This window comes from Cellulophaga geojensis KL-A (assembly GCF_000568425.1).
Taxonomy (GTDB): domain Bacteria; phylum Bacteroidota; class Bacteroidia; order Flavobacteriales; family Flavobacteriaceae; genus Cellulophaga; species Cellulophaga lytica.
Map to the genome: position 1 here is coordinate 123,445 of NZ_ARZX01000009.1, position 16,832 is coordinate 140,276.

At 33.6% G+C, this 16,832-nt stretch carries 14 protein-coding genes and 1 tRNA gene; 4 read left to right on the forward strand and 11 right to left on the reverse strand.

Going from position 1 to position 16,832, the window contains the following annotated elements; genetic code table 11:
• The first annotated feature begins 1 nt into the window (after nucleotide 1).
• The 4 genes from KLA_RS08830 to KLA_RS08845 all read left to right on the forward strand — a co-directional run bounded on the left by KLA_RS08830 (nucleotide 2) and on the right by KLA_RS08845 (nucleotide 3,409).
• Complete coding sequence (locus tag KLA_RS08830; RefSeq protein ID WP_034645160.1) at nucleotides 2-829, forward strand: amidohydrolase family protein; 828 nt, start codon at nucleotides 2-4, stop codon at nucleotides 827-829.
• Between the two features lie 10 nt (nucleotides 830-839).
• Nucleotides 840-1,631, forward strand: coding sequence for an SDR family oxidoreductase (locus KLA_RS08835; RefSeq protein WP_013620000.1), 792 nt, complete (start codon nucleotides 840-842; stop codon nucleotides 1,629-1,631).
• A gap of 94 nt (nucleotides 1,632-1,725) precedes the next feature.
• Nucleotides 1,726-3,066 carry an L-fucose:H+ symporter permease gene (gene fucP, locus KLA_RS08840; RefSeq protein WP_013619999.1) on the forward strand — a complete coding sequence of 447 codons (1,341 nt, stop codon included), beginning with the start codon at nucleotides 1,726-1,728 and terminating at the stop codon, nucleotides 3,064-3,066.
• Nucleotide 3,067: 1 nt separating this feature from the next.
• Nucleotides 3,068-3,409 carry an L-rhamnose mutarotase gene (locus KLA_RS08845; RefSeq protein ID WP_013619998.1) on the forward strand — a complete coding sequence of 114 codons (342 nt, stop codon included), beginning with the start codon at nucleotides 3,068-3,070 and terminating at the stop codon, nucleotides 3,407-3,409.
• Nucleotides 3,410-3,545: 136 nt separating this feature from the next.
• On the opposite strand, the gene KLA_RS08850 is transcribed toward KLA_RS08845, so the two are convergent.
• The 11 genes from KLA_RS08850 to KLA_RS08900 form a co-directional block, all read right to left on the reverse strand.
• Nucleotides 3,546-4,559: an L-rhamnose/proton symporter RhaT gene (locus KLA_RS08850; protein ID WP_013619997.1), complete on the reverse strand. Its 1,014-nt coding sequence runs from the start codon at nucleotides 4,557-4,559 to the stop codon at nucleotides 3,546-3,548.
• 33 nt (nucleotides 4,560-4,592) lie between these two features.
• Nucleotides 4,593-5,636, reverse strand: coding sequence for an aldose epimerase family protein (locus tag KLA_RS08855; protein ID WP_034645164.1), 1,044 nt, complete (start codon nucleotides 5,634-5,636; stop codon nucleotides 4,593-4,595).
• 11 nt (nucleotides 5,637-5,647) lie between these two features.
• Nucleotides 5,648-6,739 carry a mandelate racemase/muconate lactonizing enzyme family protein gene (locus tag KLA_RS08860; protein ID WP_034645169.1) on the reverse strand — a complete coding sequence of 364 codons (1,092 nt, stop codon included), beginning with the start codon at nucleotides 6,737-6,739 and terminating at the stop codon, nucleotides 5,648-5,650.
• Between the two features lie 22 nt (nucleotides 6,740-6,761).
• Nucleotides 6,762-8,216, reverse strand: coding sequence for an aldehyde dehydrogenase (gene aldA, locus KLA_RS08865; protein WP_034645172.1), 1,455 nt, complete (start codon nucleotides 8,214-8,216; stop codon nucleotides 6,762-6,764).
• Nucleotides 8,217-8,230: 14 nt separating this feature from the next.
• Nucleotides 8,231-9,631, reverse strand: coding sequence for a sulfatase (locus KLA_RS08870; RefSeq protein WP_034645174.1), 1,401 nt, complete (start codon nucleotides 9,629-9,631; stop codon nucleotides 8,231-8,233).
• Nucleotides 9,632-9,646: 15 nt separating this feature from the next.
• Nucleotides 9,647-10,417, reverse strand: a complete 771-nt coding sequence (locus tag KLA_RS08875) for an SDR family oxidoreductase (RefSeq protein WP_034645176.1) — start codon at nucleotides 10,415-10,417, stop codon at nucleotides 9,647-9,649.
• 23 nt (nucleotides 10,418-10,440) lie between these two features.
• Nucleotides 10,441-11,457: a (R,R)-butanediol dehydrogenase gene (locus KLA_RS08880; protein WP_034645178.1), complete on the reverse strand. Its 1,017-nt coding sequence runs from the start codon at nucleotides 11,455-11,457 to the stop codon at nucleotides 10,441-10,443.
• 194 nt (nucleotides 11,458-11,651) lie between these two features.
• The gene (locus KLA_RS08885; RefSeq protein ID WP_013619990.1) at nucleotides 11,652-12,443 is read right to left on the reverse strand and encodes an IclR family transcriptional regulator; all 792 of its coding nucleotides are present in this window, start codon (nucleotides 12,441-12,443) and stop codon (nucleotides 11,652-11,654) included.
• Between the two features lie 113 nt (nucleotides 12,444-12,556).
• Nucleotides 12,557-13,783 carry a glycoside hydrolase family 117 protein gene (locus KLA_RS08890; RefSeq protein WP_013619989.1) on the reverse strand — a complete coding sequence of 409 codons (1,227 nt, stop codon included), beginning with the start codon at nucleotides 13,781-13,783 and terminating at the stop codon, nucleotides 12,557-12,559.
• A gap of 4 nt (nucleotides 13,784-13,787) precedes the next feature.
• Complete coding sequence (locus tag KLA_RS08895; RefSeq protein WP_034645180.1) at nucleotides 13,788-16,325, reverse strand: glycoside hydrolase family 2 TIM barrel-domain containing protein; 2,538 nt, start codon at nucleotides 16,323-16,325, stop codon at nucleotides 13,788-13,790.
• Between the two features lie 378 nt (nucleotides 16,326-16,703).
• Nucleotides 16,704-16,776, reverse strand: a tRNA-Lys gene (locus KLA_RS08900).
• Between the last annotated feature and the right edge of the window lie 56 nt (nucleotides 16,777-16,832).

Consider the following 16,832-nt stretch of genomic DNA (forward strand, 5'->3'; position numbering starts at 1 on the left):
TATGATAATAGATGCTCATCAACACTTTTGGAAGTATGAACCAACAAAACATAGTTGGATAGATGATACTATGGCTGTAATTAGAAAAGATTTTATGCCAGCCAAACTAAAGAAAGTTTATTTAGAAAATAATATAGATGGTTGTGTAGCTGTACAGGCAGACCAAACTACACTAGAAAATGACTTTTTAATAGACTTAGCATCTAAAAATAACTTTATAAAAGGTATTGTTGGTTGGGTAGATTTTAGAGCAGATAACATAAATGAGGTTTTAGAACATTACAGTAAAATAAAAATAATAAAAGGGTTTAGGCACGTAGTACAAGGAGAGCCAGACCATAATTTTTTATTAAGATCCAATTTTTTAAACGGAATTGCTCAATTAGAACAATACAATTTTACGTATGATATTTTAGTGTTTCCCCATCAATTGGGAGCAGTGTTAGAGTTTGTGAAAAAGTTCCCTAAAATAAACTTTGTTATAGACCATATTGCTAAACCATATATAAAAGATGGTTTTTATGATGGTTGGGCAAACTTAATGTTGGCAATTGGCGCCCAACAAAACGTGTACTGCAAACTATCTGGTATGGTAACAGAAGCAGATTATAAAACGTGGACATCAGAAACTATAAAGCCTTATATGCAGTTGGTTTTAAAAGCATTTGGAGCAGATAGGTTATTATTTGGGTCAGATTGGCCTGTGTGTTTAGTAGCAGGTAACTATAAAAGAGTAAAAGAGTTAGTTACAGATTTTATTTCCCAATTGAGTGCAGAAGATCAAGAAAAGATACTTGGGTTAAATGCTGTAAAATTTTATAATTTATAAAAGATATAAAATGGATTTAGGATTAAAAGATAAAGTAGTTGTAGTAACAGGCGCTGCAGGTATAAAAGGTAGTATAGGAGAAACAATAGTGCAGCATTTAGCGGCAGAGGGCGCAATACCAGTTATAGTTTGTAGAAATGATAGAGGTTTTGGATATGAAAAAGAACTTAAAGAAAAGGGTATAGATGCTTTGTTTGTAAAAACAGATTTATCAGACCACATACAAATTGAAGCAGCAGCTAAAATAATAGAAAAAAAATACGGTAAAATTGATGCCTTAATAAATAATGTTGGTGTTAATGATGGTGCAGGTTTAAATGCTCCTATAGAAGATTTTATGTATTCTCTTAAGCTTAATATGGTAAGTTATTTTGCAATGGCAAAATACTGTTTGCCAATGCTAAAAAAAGCCAAGGGTAATATTTTAAATATAGGGTCTAAAGTAGCACTTACAGGCCAAGGAGGCACATCTGGTTATGCTGCATCTAAAGGAGGTGTGTTTGGCTTAACACGTGAGTGGGCAGTAGATTTAATTAAGTACGGCATACGCTCTAATGCCATTGTTATTGCAGAAAGTTGGACACCTGCTTATGAGGCTTGGATTAAAACCTTAGAAAACGGAGAAGACAAGCTTCAATCTATTGTAAAAAAGATACCATTAGAAAATAGGATGACAATGCCTGCTGAAATAGCAGACCAATGTTTGTTTACAATATCTTCAAAATCATCACACACAACAGGACAGTTTATTACTGTAGATGGTGGTTATGTTCATTTAGATAGGTCTTTGTTAACAGAATAGCACATAAAATCATTTGTTCTGCTATTTAAGCCAGAAGTAGCCCTTTTTAACAGCTGTCATTTTTAATTTTATACTAAAGTAATTAACCTGTATTATGAACTCAACCAACAATAAACCTATAGTAAAAAAGGAATTGTTATTTCCTTTTATAATGATAACCTCTTTATTTGCTTTATGGGGAATTGCAAATGACTTAACCAACCCTATGGTTTCAGCATTTAAAAAAGTAATGCCAGAATTGTCTAATATGCAGGCATCGTTAGTGCAGTTTGCTTTTTACTTTGGTTATTTTTTTATGGCATTACCTGCAGCTTTATTTATAAGAAAATACAGTTATAAATCTGGTATTGTATTAGGGTTATGCTTGTATGCTATAGGTGCTTTTTTATTTTATCCGGCAGCAGCTTTTCAGGAGTTTAATTACTTTTTAATATCACTATGGGTTATAACATGTGGTTTAGCTTTTTTAGAGACTACATCTAACCCACTAATTTTATCATTAGGAGCAAAAGAAACAGCAACGCAACGTTTAAACTTAGCACAAGCATTTAATCCTATTGGTTCTTTAATAGGAATGATAGTTGCTCAACAGTTTGTTATTTCTGCACTACGTTCTGATGATAAAAATGAAGCAGGGGAATTAATTTATGACGGGTTATCCTCATCTGCAAAGGCGGTAATTAGAGAAAATGACTTAAGTGTAATTAGCGTGCCATATATTATACTTGGAGTAGTAGTTTTATGTATTATGGCAATTATTTTATTCATTAAAATTCCTAAATCTGTAGATGGTGATAAAATGTCTATCTCAGATTCTTTTAAAAAACTGTTCTCAAATAAAAATTACATTTTTGGTGTAATAGCTCAAGCATTTTATGTGGGAGCACAAATTATGTGTTGGACCTATATTTTTCAATACGTAGATAATATAAATGAAGGTTTGCCAGCAAATGAAGCCTTAACGGCTACTTGGTATAATGTAGCAGCTATGGTTATTTTTTTAACAGGCAGGTGGATTGGTACAGCTTTAATGAAAACCTTAAACCCATCTCGTGTACTGTTATTATTTGGTTTAGGCGGAGTACTATTTTCTGCAGGAGCAATTTTATTACAAGGGCAATTAGGCTTATACTCTTTAGTGGGTATATCTTTATTTATGTCTATTATGTTTCCTACCATTTATGGCATAGCACTTAAAGATATGGGAGACGAGGCTAAAATAGGATCTGCTGGCTTGGTAATGGCCATTGTTGGCGGTGCTTTAATGCCGGTTTTACAAGGTGGAATTTTAGACTGGGGCGGTCCTGGTTTTTCAGATGTAAAAATATTAGGATTTATTCCAGAGATTAACTTTTCATTTATACTACCACTTATATGTTTATCAGTGGTTACTGCTTATGGCTATGTAACCTATAAATCCTCAAAAAAAATATAAAATGCAAACCAAAAGATATTGTTACTCTTGCGACCTAAAAAACGATTCTAAGCTTATTGAAGAATATAAGGCGTACCACGCAAAGGGCAAAGCTTGGCCAGAGATTACTAAGAGTATAAAAGATGCAGGTATTGTAGATATGCAAATATACCTTACAGGTAATAGAATGTTTATGATTATGGAGGTAGATGCTACTTTTAATGCCAAAAAAAAGGCAGAAATGGATGCTAATAATCCTAAAGTACAAGAGTGGGAAAACTTAATGTGGAAGTACCAGCAAGAGTTGCCTTGGGCAAAAAAAGGAGAAAAGTGGATTGCTTTAGAGAAGATATTTCAATTGTAAAAATTAGTTTTTTTTAGTTCTTTTTGTTAGTGTTTAAGCTGTTTTACTAACAGTTTAAATTTTTTTAGTAAAGAGTAAAAGACCCGCATAATTGCGGGTCTTTTTTGCAAAAAATAAAAACTAACTCTAATTTTTTTTAAGATATACTGTTGCTATATGCAACTATTACAATACCAATTACCATACAGCTAAGACCTAGGTATAAAAAGTTTCGTGCTTTTTTAGAGGCGTTAATCCATTCTTTGGTAATAATACCACTTACAATTGCAGTGGCTACACATGAGGTGTTAAAAATGGCATAACCAACAGTGTTGCCAGAAGCTCCTAATTTGTAGGCAGCAAAGGCGAATAGGGCAGAAGCTGCATAATGAAAAAATGCCATTACTAGTATTAATACAAAGTTTTTGCCAAAAGCAGGAGTTTTAAAATCTCCCCAAGCTTTTTTACTATTTAATTGCCATAAAAAATAGGCCGTCATTACAATACCTCCACTAATAAAAATTGGGAACATAACAGCAACAGCAGTTATCCACTCTGCATTTCCTGCAGCTTGGCTAGCCTCGTGTAAATAAGGTCTTCCTGCTGCATTAGCATAACTAAAACCTGTAGCAAGTAAACCACCAACTACTGCTATTAAAATACCTGTGGCCATAGATCCTTTTTTAGCGGTATTTTCTTCTGTGCTTTTCTCTACTTTTTCTCTAATAAAACCAGCTTTTCCGTTAGCAAAAATGCCAACTAAAACAACTAATAAGCCAATTAAAATAATGGTTAGTTTGTTAGTAGGTGGTAAGCCGTCTTCAATAAAAGGCAATACAGAACCTACCAAAATTATGGTTCCAATAAACAAAGAAAAGCCTAAGGACAAGCCAATGTGGTTAATTGCTTTACTCCACATCATTACACCAACTCCCCATAAAAAGCTGGTAAGTCCCATTTTAATCCATATGTCTGTTGGCATATTTCCAAAAATATCACCAAATCCTTTTATTAGTGATACAGATGCTATTATAGGAACCACAAACATGGTAAGTAAAAAGAATAAGCTCCACGTGTTTTCGTACTTAAAATCTTTTGTAAATTTTTCTGGTAGGGCATACAGGCCCAACATTAATCCTGCAAAAATTGCTAATAATACTCCTTCTGTCATAGTTTGGTTGTTTTTTTGAGTGAATTAGTTATGTTAAAATGAAAATTTAAAGACGGTTGTGCTCTTAAAGTTTTCACCAGCTTTTGTAATAGATTTTGGAGAGTTTTTAATATTTGGTCCGTTAGGGTACCTGTGTGTTTCACAACAAAATCCTTTGTATTTTCCGTATTTAAGTCCGTTTTCTCGTTTAAGATTATCTGCGGTGTATTTACCTGTGTACAGTAACATGCAAGGTTCTGTAGTAAAAACATCAACACTTAATTGTCCGTTTTCATTAGCTATGGTAGCTACTTTTGTTACCTCATCTTCAGTAGTATCAAAAACGTAAAAATGTTCAAAACCGTCATTCATTGCATTGTGTGCGTCTGCAATTTTCTTAGGCTTTGTTAAATCATCCACAGCATTAGATACATCTATTATTTCTCCTGTTGCGGCACCAGTTTCATCTATTTTTAAGCGTTTATTAGTATATACTTGTGCAGTATGGTTCTCTATAGATGTGGTAAAGCCAGATAAGTTAAAATACGTATGGTTTGTTAATGATAATGGTGTGTCTGCATCTGTTGTAGCACTGTAGCTAATGGTTAACTCATTACTATTTGTTAGTGTAAATGTTACAGATACATTAACATTGCCAGGAAAGCCCTCTTCTAAATTTTTACTTACTAAAGATAACTTTAATTTATTTTCACTAGCAGAAGTAGTATCTACTGTCCATATTTTTTTATCAAAGCCAACAGCACCTCCATGTAAATTATTGGGGCCACAGTTTTTTGCTAATTCATATTTTTGACCGTTTAAAATAAACGTAGCATCTTTAATTTGTGAGCAGTACCTACCTACGGTACTTCCAAAATAAGGAGCATTATTTTTGTATTCATCAGAAAAATAACCATCTAAAGTATCAAATCCACAAGCAATTTCTACTAATTCTTCTTTAGCATTAGGCACTTGTATAGACGTAATTGTTGCTCCGTAATTGGTTATTTTAACAACCATTCCGTTTGCATTTTTTAATGTATACAAATCTATTTCTTGCTCATTTAGAGATCCAAAATTGCTTTTTATTGGTTTCATACTATTATTTTTTATTGTTGATAAGGCGCTAGTTTTTCCCAGTTAAATACAACTCCCGTACCAGGGGTATTAGGAGCAACAGCTCTATAATTTTCTACTACTAATGGTCTTGTAGTATATTCATCTATAGGAAAACTATGTACTTCTAGCCACCCAGCGTTTGGTTGTGCAGATACTAAGCTCACGTGCAGTTCTTGCATACCATGGGAACAAGCAGGAACTCCGTGTTTGTCTGCTAAACGTGCAGCTTTTAACCAGCCTGTAATTCCTCCACAGTTTGATGCATCTGGTTGAATAAAAGAAAGCTTTGCTTGGTTAAAAGCATACTCAAACTCGTGTATCGTATGCAAGTTTTCTCCCATAGCTAAAGGAAATCCTGTTTTATCAACTATTTCTGCAAACCCTTTGTAATCATCGGGTATAATTGGTTCTTCAAACCAAGTAATATTGTATTGTTTAAAACCTTCAATTGCTTTTATGGCTTTTTCAACAGTCATAGAGTAGTTGGCATCTACCATAAAAGTTACATCCGGACCAACAAATTCTCTTACTGCCTTTATACGCTCTAAATCTTCTTCTAAATTTTCTCTTCCTATTTTTATTTTAACAGCATTAAATCCGTTAGCTAAATAGGTTTTCATATTATTTAAAAGTTTTTCTATAGGAAACTGTAAGTCTATACCACCACAATATGCTTTGCAAGTTTTGTCTGTTCCGCCGGCCATTTTCCATAAAGGAAGGTTGGCTTTTTTGCATTTAATGTCCCAAAGAGCAATATCTATAGTAGAAATTGCAAATGATGCAATACCACCACGACCTACGTAGTGAATATGCCACTCCATAAAATCATACAAGCCATCTATGTCTGTACCATCTTTACCTATTAAAACAGATGCAAAATCGTTTTCTACCATTGCTTTAATAGCGTGCCCACCTTTACCGCCAGTATAGGTGTAGCCTGTTCCTGTACTGCCATCTTCTAAAGTAATGGTAGTGGTTACTAGCTCAAAATGTGTGTGGTCTCCGTGTTTGGCATCATTTAAAACCTCTCGTAACGGAACCTTAAAAAGCTTAGTTTCTACACTTTTAATTTTTGTACTCATTTTTAATCTTTAAAAGTTGCTATTAAGCTTTATGTTTAATGTAAAACGTTTTCTTTTCCATATACTGTTCAAAACCATATTTACCATCTTCGCCACCAGAACCAGACAATTTGTAACCGTTATGAAAACCTTGGTGTTGCTCTCCGTGACCACGATTTACATAAATTTCTCCATATTCTAGTTCGTCATTACATTTCATAATGGTGTTCATATCATTGGTAAAAACCATAGCAGCAAGTCCGTATTCACAGTCATTAGCATAACCTATAACCTCATCAAAAGTTTTAAACTTTAAAACAGGTAAAATAGGACCAAAAGACTCTTCATGAACAATAGTCATATCTTGTGTTACGTTGGTTAAAACGGTAGGCTCAAACCAGTATCCTTTTTCAAATTCTGCTCCTTCTGGTTTTTTTCCTCCAGTTGCAATTGTAGCCCCTTCTTTTACACTAACAGCAACTAAATGCTCCATATGTTTTAACTCGGCAGCATTTACTTTAGGTCCCATATCTGTATCCTCTAACAAAGGATTACCAACTTTTAATGCCTTAGTTTTTGTTATGAATTTCTCCATAAAAATATCGTAAATATCTTCATGCAAATACATACGTTCATTACAGGTGCAAACTTGTCCGCAATTGTCAAATCTAGAATGTAATGCTGCATCAACGGCAGCATCAATATCAGCATCTTTAAAAACTATAAATGGAGCTTTACCACCAAGCTCTAACTGAACGTGAGTAAGGTTATTTGCAGCATTTTTAGCTATTTGCTGACCAACAGGTGTAGAACCCGTCATTGTTACCATTTTAGTAATAGGACTTTCTACCAAAGCATTACCCATAGCTCTACCAGGGCCAGTTATAATATTTAGTACTCCAGCAGGAATACCCACGTTGTTAGCCAAATTTCCTAACTCTAAAGTTGCTAACGGTGTTTCTGATGTAGGCTTAATTACAATGCTGTTACCAGCAACCAAAGCAGGACCCAATTTACGGCCAGCTAAAGCCAAAGGAAAATTCCAAGCTGTAATTGCAACAACAACCCCACGCGGAACTTTTTGAATCCATATTTGCTCGTTAGGGTTATCAGAAGGAATAATATCACCTTCAATTCTGCGAGCACCTTCACAAGCGTATCTAATAAACGAAGCCGTAACAGCAACCTCAAAACGAGCAACCTTTAAAAGTTTTCCTTGTTCTTTGGTTAATAGTTGAGCCAAATGCTCTGTATTGGCATCAATTTCATCTGCCAATTTATATAACATATCTGCTCTAGAACGTGCAGGTAATTTTTTCCATTCTTTTTGTGCTTTTTCTGCTGCTTTTAGTGCCTCTAAAGCTTCTTCTGCAGTGCCGTTTTGTACATTTGCGACTACTTCTTCTGTAGATGGGTTTACAATAGCTATAGTTTCGCCAGATGTAGATGTTACCCATTCTCCGTTAATAAATAACTTGTATTCTTTAGTTGATGACATAGTGTATGGTATTATTATTTTGTGTTTGTTTTTTTGTAAGCATCCATGCGTTTTGCAGCATAACCTTCAAACTCTCTTCTTAATTGCCAAAGTGGTCTTTCTAATGTTAGTTCCCAAGCAAATAATTGCTTGTATAGCTCTTTAACTTTTTTAGGATATTGATAAGCAAGGTTATGTACTTCAGAAATATCTTCTTTTATATTGTATAGTTCAGCAGGCCTATCAGGAAATCGTATTAGTTTCCAATCCATATTTCTAATAGCGGCTCTGTTTTCTTTTTTCCAGAAAAGAACCTTATGCGGTCTCTCTTTATTTTCTCCTTTTACATAAGGCATTAGGTCTACACCGTCTAGTTGTTTTAATTTTGATGAGTTTCCGTTTGCTACATTTAAAAATGTTGGAAAAAGATCTAAGGTGCTAATTGGGTAGTTGTAAGTTGTATTTTTCTTAAGCTTACCAGGCCATGACATTAAAAAAGGCACTCTAATACCACCTTCTAAATGGTTAGCTTTTGTGCCGCTAAGCGGATTATTGTTAGATTGGTTTGCATCTGATGGTCCGCCGTTATCATTGGTAAATACAACTAAAGTATTTTTATCTAATCCTTGTTTTTTAAGTTCATCTAAAACAGTTCCAATAGCTCTGTCCATAGCTAAAGTCATTGCAGCTAATGTTTTTCTTTTACCAGTTAAATGAGAAAAATACTTTAGATCTTCTTTTGTAGCCTCCATTGGAGTATGTACAGCGTTAAAAGACAGGTAAATAAAAAAGGGAGTTTTTTTATTTTTATTGATGAATGATATAGCCTCATTGGCTAATTTGTCTGTAAGATAGCCTTTGTGTTCTAAATAATTTCCAAAACCTTTTTCTAATCTGTCTTCATTTTTGGTTAGTACATTGTTTTTATCATATGGTAAATAGCTACGTGAACCACCTCTAAAACCATAAAATTCGTCAAAGCCTCGTTTTGTTGGGTGAAAACGATCTGCATTACCCATATGCCATTTTCCAAATAGGGCAGTAGTATATCCTTGTTTTTTTAAATAGTTTGCAATAGTAAGTTGGTTTGTAGGCAATCCCATTTGATCACCTAGTAAGCCAGAACTACTCATATAACCAGGTACATTATTTTCTTCAAAACCAAATTTTTGCTGGTATTGCCCGGTAAGCATTCCTGCTCTAGATGGTCCACAAACAGCTGCACTTACATATGCTTGTGTAAATTTCACACTTTTTTTTGCAAGTTTATCTAGCTCTGGAGTTTTAAACTCATTACTACCTTGAAAACCAAAATCAGCATAACCAGCATCATCAGAAAGTATAAAAACAATATTGGGTTTTTGTTGTCCAAATAGTAAACTCACCTCTAAAAGAACAAATAAGAGAACCGTTATTTTTATATTTTGATGATGCATTGTATATCTTTTAAATTATCTTCCCATCCATCCGCCGTCTACTAGCATAACAGCTCCACTCATATAATTAGCAGCTTCAGAAGCTAAAAAAACTACAGGGCCAGCAAAATCTTCTGGTTTTCCCCATCTTCCAGCAGGAATTCTTGCTAAAATAGATTCTGCTCTCTCTGGATTATTACGTAAAGCTTCAGTATTGTCTGTAGCAATGTAACCAGGAGCAATTGCGTTTACATTTACCCCTTTGCCTGCCCACTCATTTGCAAAGGCCATAGTTAATTGGCCTATAGCACCTTTGCTTGCAGCATAACCAGGGACAGTAATGCCACCTTGGTATGTTAATAATGAAGCTGTAAAAACAATTTTTCCTTTACCTCTAGCAACCATTTCTTTACCAATTTCTCTGGTAAGTATAAATTGTGCATTTTGGTTTACTTCAATTACCTTATCCCACATTTCATCTGGATGTTCTACAGCAGGAGCTCTTAAAATTGTACCAGCGTTATTAATTAAAATATCTATTTGTGGATGATCTTTTTTTACCTGATTGATAAATGTGTACAAAGCTTTTCTATCAGAGAAATCGCATTGATAAGCACTAAAATTTTTGCCTTTTGCTTCTACTTCTTTAGCCACACTACTACCGGTTAATTCTAAACTAGCAGAAACCCCAATAATATTTGCACCCGCTTCTGCTAAGCCAATAGCCATAGCTTTACCTATACCTCTTTTACAGCCTGTTACTAAAGCTGTTTTACCTTTTAACTTAAATGTATCTAAAACACTCATTTTTTATATTGTTTCTTTAAAAATTATAAACTGCAATCCATCAATACTTTCATTCCAGAAGGGTTTTTATCAATGTTTTCAAACACTTGCTGAATTTTGCTTAAAGGCTGTACATCTGTAATCATAGCCTCAAAAGGAAGTTTGTTTTCTGTAATAAGCTCTATAGATTTTTCATAATCTTCTTTTTCATAAACTCTAGCACCAATTAAGCTCAATTCTTTCCAAAAAAACTTAAAAAGATCTACAGGTTTTTTATCTCCATGAATAGCAACCATTAAAATTCTGCCTCTAATACCTGCAACCTCACACATAATATCTAAAGCAGGTTGTACGCCAGCTACTTCAAAAACAACATCTGCTCTTTTGTCCTCTGTTTTACTTTTAACGTATGCTACTAAATCAACCTCAGTTGGGTTAACAGCGTCAAAACCTAGGTCTTTTGCCATTTTAATTCTTGTAGGGTTTACTTCAGAAATTATAACCTGTGCGCCAACTTCCTTAGCAACCATAGCAACCAACATACCAATTGGCCCGCCACCTAAAACAACAGCAGTTTCACCTTTAACTAGTCCGCTTCTGCGTACATCATGTGTTGCCACAGACAATGGCTCAATTAACGCAGCTAATTTTAAATCTGTTTCTGGTTTTAGCTTGTGTAAAACAAACGCAGGTACGTTCCAGTACTGTTGCATAGAACCAGGACTATCAATACCAATAAATTTTAAGTCCTCACAGATATGATTAAACCCTTTATCAGAAGGTTTTACTTTTCTGTCATCTAAAGGTCTTACTACAACTTTTTCTCCTGCTTTAAAATTGGTTACATTTTTACCTACAGCATCAATAACACCAGACATTTCATGGCCAATTGTTTGCGGTATAGAAACTCTTTTATCCATCATACCATGATAAATGTGTACATCTGTACCGCAAACGCCAGAATAGGCTACTTTTATACGAACCTCATCATCTTTGGGTTCTTCAATTTTTTTATCAATTACAGCAAAATTTTTATTGCCTTTATATTGTGTTGCTATCATTTATTTAAGTTTCAAATAGTAAACTAGTTTCATATTTGAAACAAATATACATTTTTTTATAAACTATTTATCATCTAATTAAACATAAATTAGAGGTAAAGTGTTAAAATATAATGAAGTAGGAGTAAACCCTTTTTAAAATAAGGGTTGTAGAATGTTTGTAAGGTTAATATTTTACAAAATGAAGATTGCTTTTATTGAGAAATAAAACCAAGTTTAACAGATATTTCTAAGGCGTATTTTGCTACAATTTGTCCTTTTTTATGAAATTCTTCATGTGGTAGTCTACCGTGTGGAGCTGTAATCCAGAGTGCAGCAACAGGGTAGCCAGACTCATTAAATATTGGTGCACCAATACAGTGTATACCTTGTATATCTTCACCGTTATCTATGGCATAACCATTTTGTTTAACCAAGGCTAGCGTTTCTTTAAACTCCTTTTTAGATGTAATGGTGTTTTTTGTGTATTTAGTAAGACTAATTTTTTTTAAAATGCTATTAGATTCTTCTTTAGGTAAAAAAGCTAAAATACTTTTACCGCCAACAGAACTGTGTAAATTAAATTGTGTACCTGGTTCTACAAATAATTTTACAGGATAGGAAGATGATACCTGCTCTAATATTGTGCCTTTAGTGTCTAATAAAACTCCAAGCATTACAGATTCCTTTAGTTCATCTCTTAAGGCGCGCATAACATCTATAGACATTTCTACAATACTTTGTTCGTTCATTGCAGATATGCCTAGTGTAAGCATTTTTCTAGAAAGTGTAATTTTTTTAGTGGTCTCGTTTTTTTGCAAGTAATTTTTAAAAATTAACGTGCTTACAACTCTAAAAGCAGTGGTTTTTGTAAGGTCTAGTGCTTCTGTAATTTCTGCAAGCGTTAAACCGTCTTTTTTAGTGGCTAATATTTCTATAACCATTAAGCCTCTTTCTAAATTAGGAACATTGTATTCAGATTTTAAAACTTCCTTTGGTTTACTCATTACCGGTATGCTTTTATACTGTAAAATTACTATTATTTATTAAACTACACGTACAATAAAAAAAGGAACAATAATTTACTGTTCCTTTTTTTGTGCTTAGTTTATAGTGTTACTTATTTAGATTTTACACCTTTAGCTCTGTGTGTAGTTTTTCTGGCAGATGTAAAACTCATAATACTTTGGTAGTCGCTACTATTGTATACATGTGTAAGTCCCCAGCGTAATATTTCTGTTGGATCTTTTTCTGTATCTGCAGATCTGTTTAAGCCTATTGCATGCGCTGGTACACCAGGAATAACAGATTTAATTTCAAAATTAATACCGTCTGGAGCCCATTGTATGGTATTTTTTTCTGGACCATCTGTAGTAATTAATGACGCAATACCACCATTGTATGGCCAAACACAAATTTCATGACCACTATTACTTATTGGGTTGTAAGGTGATTTTACATAAGGCCCTAAAGGATTGTCTGCAATAGCAACGCCATGGCGTATTTGTCTGCCGCCAAACGTAATTTTTTCGCCCATTTGCTCGCCTTTATAGTACAAGTAAAATTTGCCTTTGTAAGGCAAAATACAAGGGTCATGTACTTTGTGACTATCAAAATCTCCTTTTTTCTCTACAGCAAAACGGTCTTGTTCTTCTCCTTTCCAGATGCCATTATCTGCAGGACTAAGTATAGGCTCTTCACTTTTTGTCCAAGGTCCGTTTGGCGAATCTGACCACGCTAAACCAACCTGATTTTTAACGCGTACTGTATAGGGAGATTTTACGGTTTGGTAGCATAAGTAATATTTGTTCTGATATTTCATTATTTCTACTGTAAAAACAGACCTGTCATCATAAGCGCCTTTTTCGCCTCTTGCAACAGCAATGCCTTCTTCTTTCCAAGTTTCACCGTCTTCAGATGTAGCGTACCATATATCACATCTATCCCAAGGAAAAACTTTTTCATTTTCTACATCGCCACCAAAACCTTGTGATGGCCCAGTGCTTTTGCTGTACCAAACGTAGTATTTGCCATCTTCTTTAATAATAGCACTTGGATCTCTACGCACAACACCTTCTTCATAAGCTAAATCTCCTTTTAAGGGTTTAAGGTTAGAGAATTGTATAAACCATTCATTACCTAAATCTTTTGGCCATTGTAATGCTCTTTTTGTTGCAGCACTTAAAGAGTCTGGGTTTGTTATACCCAACTCATCTATTTGCTCTGGTGTAATTTCTTGCTTAGGTTCTTCTGCTGTGGTAACACTTGCTGTATTCGTATTATTTTTACAAGCTGTAATTAAAAGTATACAGGTAATTGTGCTTAGTACTATACTTTTCTTTATCATAGTATTAATTTTTTTTAGGTTCTAAAGTAATTGTTATTTGGTTGCTTTTTAATGAAGCAGAGTTTGCTGTAATATTTATAGGAGTTGTTTTGTTTTGTAAAGATTGAACTATTAAAAGAGCCCTTCCTTTACTGGTTTTAATTTTATTGCTTTTAAAATTTTGTGTGTTAGTAATGCTACCGTTATCTACACCTAAAACTGTTGCATTACCAGAAACACTAAAGTTAATAATTTGATTTTCAGTTTTTATAGGGTTACCGTTTTTATCTACAAGTTGTGCTATAATATGTGCAACATCATAACCGTCTGCAGTTAATTTTTTCTGGTCTGTGGTGAGTTTTATAGTTGTTGGTTTTGTTGTAGTTGTAATAGTAGATTCTACTTTTTTACCATCTTTTAAGCCAACCGCTTTTAAAGTTCCTTTTTTGTAGGGAACTGCCCATTTGTAAATATGATCTTCAAAGTTGCTAAGCTTTTTTACCCCTAAAGATTTATTGTTTAAAAACAGCTCTACCTCTGTACAGTTAGAGTATACTTCTACAACCGTAACAGTATTATTATTATTATTATAGTTCCAATGTTCATTTACATTATGCCATTGCCATAAAGCCGTTTTCCATTTGCCATCTTGTTTTTCTACAGGGTTGCCATTGGCATCTAGTTTATAAATAGATTTATCTAAAGTTTGAGAAGTAATATAAATATTAGGCTCAGTGTTCCATAAAGCATTAAACATATGGTATGATGGTTTTTTAAACCCAGCCACATCTAATAAACCGCTAGAGGTTCCTTTTTTTGGCCATCCTTTGTTAGATTCTCCCATATAATCTATTCCTGTCCATAAAAATGTACCAGAAATAAAAGGTCTTTCCATAACTGCTTTCCATTCATGCCATTGACCAAGATTTTCGGTTCCCATAAGTGGTAAATTAGGATAGTTTTTATGTCCGTAATCATATATTACTCTACGGTAGCTAAAACCTATAATATCTAGAGCATCTGCATACCCAGACTCATAGCTAGAAGAAGGTAAAATGCAATTTGCAATTACATATCTAGTGGTATCTAACTCTTTGGTCCATTTTGCTAGTTTTTTTGCAGTTTCACCAATATCATATTTGGCTTTTGGGAGCGTTTTAAGTTTTTCTTTTATAGTACTTATATTGTTAGGAGGTAAAGACCAAAAATAATTACCACTCCAATCTATATTATTAAAAAAACCAGTAGCATTTGCATTTCTTGGGTAAGTCCATTCAATTTCATTACCAATACTCCATTGAAAAATAGAAGGGTGGTTTCTGTGTGATAAAACTGTATTTTTTAAATCTATTTCTGCCCACTCTTGAAAATGTTCTGCGTAGCCTCTTGTAATGTAGTCTACGCTTTTTTCATTCATATTTTTACGTTTGTCTTTAGGGTTATCCCACTCATCAAAAAACTCATCTTGTACAAGAAAACCCATTTCATCACATAGGTCTAAAAACTCATTAGAAGCTGGGTTATGAGATATTCTAATAGCATTGCAGCCTATATTTTTTAAAGTTTGTAAACGTCTTCTCCAAACACCTTTTGGCACAGCAGCACCAACTAGTCCGGCATCATGGTGTAGGCATACACCTTTTATTTTTCTGTTTTTTCCATTTAAATAAAACCCTGTATTAGCGTCAAACTTAATACTGCGTATACCAAATTTTGTTTTTTGTGTGTCTATAACTTCATTATCCTGTGTAATGGTAGTTATGGCAGTGTATAGTGTAGGGCTATCAATATCCCATAATTTAGGATCAGTTACTTTAATAGTAGCTAAATCTTTTAGGGTTGTATTTTTAGCAACAGTTATATTTTTTGTATTGGTATTAACTACTAGATTATTTGTATCATATATTGTTGTGCTTAGTATTGCTGTTTTGCTGCTATTGAATTTATTATTTATAGTTGTTTGTATGCTAACAGTAGCTAATTTATTAGTAACGGTTGGTGTTGTAATAAAAGAACCCCAAATAGGAATGTGTAATTTGTTTTTGGTAATAAACTTTACATTTCTGTATATTCCAGAGCCAGTATACCATCTACTATCTGCATATCTTGTTCTGTCTACCTTAACATTTATAGTGTTTTTGTTGCCATTTTCATTTAAGGCAGATGTTACATCGTAATAAAAGGGAGAGTAGCCGTAAGGATGAAAACCTAGTTCTTTATTGTTTAAGCTAATGGTTGCGTTGTTGTAAACGCCATCAAAAAGTATATAAGCAACTTGGTTACTATTTAATTGTGTATAAAAGTCCTTTTTGTAATACCCAATGCCACCTAGTAAATAAGCTGTAGCACCTTCCCCTTTTATAGAGTCAAACTTATTAGTAACACTCCAGTCATGTGGTAATTTTATTTTTTTCCACTCGGTATCGTGAATTCCTGCAACAGTGTCTTCAAGTTTAAAGTTCCAATCAAAATTAAAATCTGTTTGTAATGTTACAGTTTCTTTAGACTTGCAATTAAAAGCTGTAATTATACATAAGGTAATAAGTGCTAATTTATATTTCATTTTAATAGTATTGGTTTTCTGCTTTTTAAAAATTGATTTTAGCTTAGTTATACTTATGCGTATAACACTACTGCTATGTGGAGGTATGCAAATATGTGTATATATTGATACTTAAATATATATAAGTACTAGACAATAACTGAACAATACACAATACGTTGTATGTTTTTAAACATTTGCACTAGATATTAATTTAGCAACTACAAAAAAGTGTAAGTTTTTACTAAAGTTTACTTTTTATACAAATGATAAATAGTAAATAAGGTATAGAGACGTTATTTGGTAAATTATGATGGAAGTAAAACTGAAAATATTTCTATAAAAGAAAAAAACCTTGCAGATAAATTCTACAAGGTTTTAAAATAAGATTTCTCTTTGTGACCGGGCTGGGGCTCGAACCCAGGACCCTCTCCTTAAAAGGGAGATGCTCTACCAACTGAGCTACCAGGTCATTATTCCAACAAGCAGCGCATTGCTGTTTGCGGGTGCAAATATATGACCTTTATT

Excerpts from the sequence above, each read along its gene's own strand:
- KLA_RS08850 (WP_013619997.1), bottom strand. The coding sequence starts at position 4,559 with ATGACAGAAGGAGTATTATTAGCAATTTTTGCAGGATTAATGTTGGGC.
- KLA_RS08830 (WP_034645160.1), top strand. The coding sequence starts at position 2 with ATGATAATAGATGCTCATCAACACTTTTGGAAGTATGAACCAACAAAA.
- KLA_RS08895 (WP_034645180.1), bottom strand. The coding sequence starts at position 16,325 with ATGAAATATAAATTAGCACTTATTACCTTATGTATAATTACAGCTTTT.
- KLA_RS08855 (WP_034645164.1), bottom strand. The coding sequence starts at position 5,636 with ATGAAACCAATAAAAAGCAATTTTGGATCTCTAAATGAGCAAGAAATA.
- KLA_RS08890 (WP_013619989.1), bottom strand. The coding sequence starts at position 13,783 with ATGATAAAGAAAAGTATAGTACTAAGCACAATTACCTGTATACTTTTA.
- aldA (WP_034645172.1), bottom strand. The coding sequence starts at position 8,216 with ATGTCATCAACTAAAGAATACAAGTTATTTATTAACGGAGAATGGGTA.
- fucP (WP_013619999.1), top strand. The coding sequence starts at position 1,726 with ATGAACTCAACCAACAATAAACCTATAGTAAAAAAGGAATTGTTATTT.
- KLA_RS08870 (WP_034645174.1), bottom strand. The coding sequence starts at position 9,631 with ATGCATCATCAAAATATAAAAATAACGGTTCTCTTATTTGTTCTTTTA.
- KLA_RS08880 (WP_034645178.1), bottom strand. The coding sequence starts at position 11,457 with ATGATAGCAACACAATATAAAGGCAATAAAAATTTTGCTGTAATTGAT.
- KLA_RS08835 (WP_013620000.1), top strand. The coding sequence starts at position 840 with ATGGATTTAGGATTAAAAGATAAAGTAGTTGTAGTAACAGGCGCTGCA.
- KLA_RS08845 (WP_013619998.1), top strand. The coding sequence starts at position 3,068 with ATGCAAACCAAAAGATATTGTTACTCTTGCGACCTAAAAAACGATTCT.
- KLA_RS08860 (WP_034645169.1), bottom strand. The coding sequence starts at position 6,739 with ATGAGTACAAAAATTAAAAGTGTAGAAACTAAGCTTTTTAAGGTTCCG.
- KLA_RS08875 (WP_034645176.1), bottom strand. The coding sequence starts at position 10,417 with ATGAGTGTTTTAGATACATTTAAGTTAAAAGGTAAAACAGCTTTAGTA.
- KLA_RS08885 (WP_013619990.1), bottom strand. The coding sequence starts at position 12,443 with ATGAGTAAACCAAAGGAAGTTTTAAAATCTGAATACAATGTTCCTAAT.